Origin of the sequence: Flavobacterium sp., from assembly GCF_043779715.1 — a bacterium.
In the GTDB taxonomy this organism is placed as follows: domain Bacteria; phylum Bacteroidota; class Bacteroidia; order Flavobacteriales; family Flavobacteriaceae; genus Flavobacterium.
In genome coordinates, this window is the sequence record NZ_JAYWDT010000066.1 from 1 (window position 1) to 4,352 (window position 4,352).

Genomic DNA, 4,352 nt, shown 5'->3' on the forward strand with positions numbered 1-4,352 from the left:
TAAAGATTTTACTCACAATATGGTTTATCTTGATGCCAATGAAAATCCGTTTTCTAATGGAATAAATCGTTATCCGGATCCGCAACAAAAGAAATTAAAAGGTTTTTTATCACAACAAAACAAGATAAATGAAAACCAAATTCTTTTAGGAAATGGCAGTGACGAAGTACTGGATTTATTATTTAGAGCATTTTGTGAACCCAATATCGACAATGTAATTACGCTTCCACCAACATATGGAATGTATGGAGTTTTATCCAATATTAATGCCATCGAAAACAAAGAAGTCTTATTGTCTAATGATTTTCAACCCAATATTAATGAAATAGTAAATAAAGTAAATGAGAATACTAAGATAATTTTTCTTTGTTCGCCCAATAATCCAACAGGGAATTCTTTTGATGATGAAGCTGTTTTATCATTGCTGAAAAATTTTAGAGGACTTGTAGTTATAGACGAAGCATATATCGATTTTTCTAAAAACGACAGTTGGTTGCAGGTCATAAACGATTATCCAAATCTTGTTATCACACAAACACTTTCTAAAGCCTATGCCATGGCAGGTTTAAGAGTCGGAATATTATATGCTTCGGCAGCGATAATTTCGATTTTAAATAAGATAAAACCACCGTATAATATCAATAATTTATCACAAGAAAGTGCTCTAAAAAAACTGGAACAAAGTACCTTAAATTTTCATGTCAAAAAAATTATAAATGAGCGAAAAAAAATGGTTGAATCTTTAGTTTCTATACCATTTGTAGAAAAAACATATCCTTCAGACGCTAATTTTATTCTTATAAAAGTAGATGATGCAAATAAAAGATACGACCAACTAATCGAAAACGGAATCGTTATTAGAAACAGAAGCAATCAGGCTTTGTGCGAGAATTGTTTAAGAATTACTATTGGCACCAAAGAAGAAAATGAAAAATTAATGACCGTTTTAAAATCAATAAAATGAAAAAGAAAGTATTATTTATAGACCGTGATGGAACAATGATTAAGGAAACTATCGACGAGCAAATTGATGGTTTCGATAAAATGATTTTTTATCCAAAATGTATTCCTTTTTTGAGTAAAATTGCTCGAGAATTAGATTACGAATTGGTTATGATTACCAATCAAGACGGTTTGGGAACGTCAAGTTTTCCTGAAGATACTTTTTGGCCAGTACATAATTTCATTATGAAAACCTTTGAAAACGAAGGCGTAATTTTTGATAAAGTGTGTATCGACAAAACATTTCCTGCAGACAATGCCAATACTCGAAAACCAAAAACAGGCTTGCTAACTGAATATTTTTCTGAAGATTATGATTTAAAAAATTCGTTTGTAATTGGTGATCGATTAACTGATGTCGAATTAGGAAAAAATCTAGGGTCAAAAGCAATTTTTATCAATGACGATACTAATTTAGGAACAGGCGAAATATCTGTAAAAAAAGACGAGTTAAACCAGTATATTGCCTTAGAAACCAATGATTGGCAAAAAATATATGAGTTTTTTAAACTCGAAAATCGTTCCGCTTCTATCGTTAGAAAAACAAACGAGACAGATATTTCAATAGTATTAAATATTGATGGAACTGGAAAAAGCAAAATTGATACTGGAATTGCTTTCTTCGACCACATGTTAGATCAAATTGCACGCCACGGACAAATGGATTTAGAAATCCTTGTAAAAGGAGATTTACAAGTTGACGAACACCACACCATTGAAGATACTGCCATCGCTTTAGGTGAAGTTTTTGCTCAAGCCTTAGGAAACAAATTAGGAATTGAACGCTATGGATTTTGCTTACCTATGGACGATTGTTTGGCACAAGTAGCCATCGATTTTGGAGGACGAAATTGGTTGGTTTGGGAAGCCGAATTCAAACGTGAAATGATTGGACAAATGCCAACCGAAATGTTTTTCCACTTCTTTAAATCCTTTACCGATGGTGCAAAAGCCAATCTAAACATAAAAGCAGAAGGCACAAACGAGCACCACAAAATTGAAGCTATTTTTAAAGCATTTGCCAAAGCCATAAAAGTAGCTATAAAACGAGATTCAGAAAAAATGATTTTGCCAAGCACAAAAGGAATGCTTTAAATAGGTATAATGTCTAAAGTCTAATGCGTTTAGAATTGACTTTATGACTTTTGACCTTACAACTTTAAGACATAAATAAATGAAAATAGTCATTATAAATTACGGAGCAGGAAACATACAAAGTATTCAATTTGCTTTACAAAGATTGGGTTACGAAGGTATTTTGTCAAATAATATTGCCGAAATTCAATCCGCAGATAAAGTTATTTTTCCAGGTGTTGGGGAAGCGAGTTCCGCTATGAAAAAACTCCGAGAAAGCGGATTAGACAAAATAATTCCTAATTTAAAGCAACCTGTTTTAGGAATTTGCCTCGGTATGCAATTGATGTGTAATTCGTCTGAAGAAGGAAATACAAAAGGTTTAGGAATTTTCGATATCGATATTATTAAATTTTCCAATAAATTAAAAGTACCGCAAATGGGTTGGAATAACATTTATAATTTGCAATCCAGTTTGTTTGAAGGAATTTCTGAAAACGAATACATGTATTTAGTTCATAGTTTTTATGCCCAAAAATGTGCCGAAGCCATTGCTTTTACAAACTATGAAGTCGAATATTCGTCAGCGTTACAAAAAGATAATTTTTACGGAGTACAATTTCACCCAGAAAAAAGTGGAAAAATAGGAGAACAAATTTTGTCTAATTTCTTAAAAATGAATGATTAAAAGATTGAAAAATGAGAATAATACCAGCAATAGACATCATCGACGGGAAATGTGTCCGACTTTCCAAAGGCGATTACAATACGAAGATAATATATAACGAAAATCCGCTCGAAGTAGCTAAAGAATTTGAAGCGCACGGAATTGAATATTTGCATTTGGTCGATTTAGATGGTGCTAAATCGAGCCAAATTGTAAATTATAAAATTTTAGAACAAATTGCTTCTCAAACATCTTTAAAAATCGATTTTGGTGGCGGGTTAAAATCAGATAATGATTTGCGAATTGCTTTCGAATCTGGTGCTAACCAAATAACAGGAGGCAGTATCGCTGTCAAAAATCCTGATTTATTCAATAAATGGATTATTAAATACGGAGCTAATAAAATCATTTTGGGTGCCGATGCAAATAATGAAAAAATCGCCATTTCGGGTTGGTTAGAAGAAAGTAACGAGGAGTTAATTCCGTTTATTCAAAACTATCAAAATAAAGGGATTCAGTATGTTATTTGCACGGATATTAATAAAGATGGCATGTTAGAAGGTCCTAGTTTCGATTTGTATACAAAAATTTTGGAGCAAGCTAAAGGAATTAAACTGATTGCTTCTGGAGGAATTTCCACTTTTGATGAATTACCAAAATTAGCCGAATTAGGTTGCGAAGGAACTATTATTGGTAAAGCAATTTACGAAAATCGAATTACATTAAAACAATTAGAAAATTTCATTCTATCAATACCTGACAGGTTTTAAAAACCTGTCAGGTATAAAAAAAAATAAAAAAAATGCTAACAAAAAGAATAATTCCTTGCCTAGATATAAAAAATGGAAGAACAGTAAAAGGTGTCAATTTTCTAGATTTAAAAGATGCAGGAGATCCAGTAGAATTAGCCAAGAAATACTCTGAGGAAGGAGCAGATGAATTGGTTTTCCTCGATATTTCTGCTACCGAAGAAGATAGAAAAACTTTGATAGATTTGGTTAGAAAAGTAGGCGAAACTATCAATATTCCGTTTACTGTTGGTGGCGGAATTACCTCTGTAAATGATGTTGAAATATTGCTAAAAAATGGAGCTGATAAAATTTCTATTAATTCATCGGCAGTTAAAAACCCACAGCTAATTAATGATTTAGCTTCGGCATTCGGGAGTCAATGTATTGTCGTTGCTATTGATGCCAAACAAATTACAGGAAATTGGAAAGTACATCTTGTCGGCGGAAAAATAGCTACCGAAATCGATTTGTTCGATTGGGCTAAAGAAGTCGAAAATCGCGGTGCTGGAGAAATTCTTTTTACTTCGATGGATAATGATGGTACAAAAAACGGTTTTGCAAATGAAGCTTTAGCTAAATTATCACAAACTGTAAATATTCCAATCATTGCGTCTGGTGGAGCAGGAACAATACAACATTTTACAGATGCTTTTCTTGTAGGAAATGCCGATGCTGCTCTGGCTGCTAGTGTTTTTCACTTTCAAGAAATTGGGATTTTAGAACTAAAAAAAGAGTTAAATAGAAATAATATAAAAATTAGAATTTAAACAAATCATATACCTGACAGGTTTTAAAAACCTGTCAGGTATAGTAAATAA

Annotated in this window: 5 protein-coding genes; all 5 read left to right on the forward strand. The window is 32.3% G+C overall.

What is annotated here, in order from left to right; genetic code table 11:
• A partial coding sequence (hisC, locus tag ACH2BG_RS03355) for a histidinol-phosphate transaminase (RefSeq protein WP_395046318.1) occupies window positions 1-964 on the forward strand: 964 nt, incomplete at its 5' end.
• On the forward strand, window positions 961-2,097 hold the full coding sequence (gene hisB / locus ACH2BG_RS03360; RefSeq protein ID WP_395046319.1) for a bifunctional histidinol-phosphatase/imidazoleglycerol-phosphate dehydratase HisB: 1,137 nt from the start codon (window positions 961-963) through the stop codon (window positions 2,095-2,097). The genes hisC and hisB, both read left to right, overlap by 4 nt.
• 79 nt (window positions 2,098-2,176) lie before the next feature.
• Window positions 2,177-2,764 (forward strand): imidazole glycerol phosphate synthase subunit HisH, encoded by a 588-nt coding sequence (gene hisH, locus ACH2BG_RS03365; protein ID WP_395046320.1) that lies wholly within the window; start codon window positions 2,177-2,179, stop codon window positions 2,762-2,764.
• A gap of 11 nt (window positions 2,765-2,775) precedes the next feature.
• The gene (gene hisA, locus ACH2BG_RS03370; protein ID WP_395046321.1) at window positions 2,776-3,513 is read left to right on the forward strand and encodes a 1-(5-phosphoribosyl)-5-[(5-phosphoribosylamino)methylideneamino]imidazole-4-carboxamide isomerase; all 738 of its coding nucleotides are present in this window, start codon (window positions 2,776-2,778) and stop codon (window positions 3,511-3,513) included.
• Between the two features lie 32 nt (window positions 3,514-3,545).
• The gene (gene hisF, locus ACH2BG_RS03375) at window positions 3,546-4,301 is read left to right on the forward strand and encodes an imidazole glycerol phosphate synthase subunit HisF (protein ID WP_395046322.1); all 756 of its coding nucleotides are present in this window, start codon (window positions 3,546-3,548) and stop codon (window positions 4,299-4,301) included.
• Window positions 4,302-4,352: the final 51 nt, after the last annotated feature.

Bases quoted from the DNA above. Each gene is read 5' to 3' on its own strand.
- hisB (WP_395046319.1), top strand. From the start codon at position 961: ATGAAAAAGAAAGTATTATTTATAGACCGTGATGGAACAATGATTAAG.
- hisH (WP_395046320.1), top strand. From the start codon at position 2,177: ATGAAAATAGTCATTATAAATTACGGAGCAGGAAACATACAAAGTATT.
- hisA (WP_395046321.1), top strand. From the start codon at position 2,776: ATGAGAATAATACCAGCAATAGACATCATCGACGGGAAATGTGTCCGA.
- hisF (WP_395046322.1), top strand. From the start codon at position 3,546: ATGCTAACAAAAAGAATAATTCCTTGCCTAGATATAAAAAATGGAAGA.